Below are 512 nucleotides of genomic sequence, written 5' to 3'. Positions count from 1 at the left end.
CGCTCGACGCCCCTTGTCTCGCGGTGCGGATCCCCTCGGACATCGAGGCACTGCGCGCCGCACGGCCGGCGGCGGCCCGGGCCTGGCGTTCGGCGGTGCGGGGCACCCTCGGGGGCCTCCTCGCGGAAGGCGCGGCCGTCACGGGGTTCACCCGCGACGGCCGGTATCTCGTCGAGCGCAAGGCAGAAGGATGAGACGCCGCAGGCGACTCCGCGACGAAGCGGAGAAGTTGGCGGTCCGCATCCGTCGGGTGCGGTCGTGAGCGGGCGGGCCGTCCTCGGCCGGGTCCTCGCCGACCTGGGCGCGACCTTCCTCGTGTCCACGGTCGGCGAACCGGACCCGGGCAGGCCCGTCGGCGGGGTCCTCATCCACGACCCGCAGGACACCCCCGCCCGCCTTCCGGGCGCCATCGTCCTCGGCGTCGGGGTCTACGGCGCCCCTCAGGTCACGACCCTGGTCGAGCGGGCGGCCGCGCTCGGGGCGGCGGCCGTGATCGTCCGGGCCCCGATCGC

The 512-nt window shown here is 76.6% G+C and carries 2 pseudogenes; both read left to right on the top strand.

Features of this window, described 5'->3' with window-relative positions:
• A pseudogene (locus tag G3I40_RS37280) lies at positions 1 to 194 on the top strand (GNAT family N-acetyltransferase); the annotation flags it as partial.
• A gap of 64 nt (positions 195 to 258) precedes the next feature.
• Positions 259 to 512, top strand: a pseudogene (locus G3I40_RS37275) (PucR family transcriptional regulator); the annotation flags it as partial.

The organism is Streptomyces sp. SID14478 (genome assembly GCF_010548525.1).
Lineage (GTDB): Bacteria > Actinomycetota > Actinomycetes > Streptomycetales > Streptomycetaceae > Streptomyces.
Note: the sequence above shows the minus strand (reverse complement) of the source record. Positions and strands in the feature narration are given on the sequence as shown.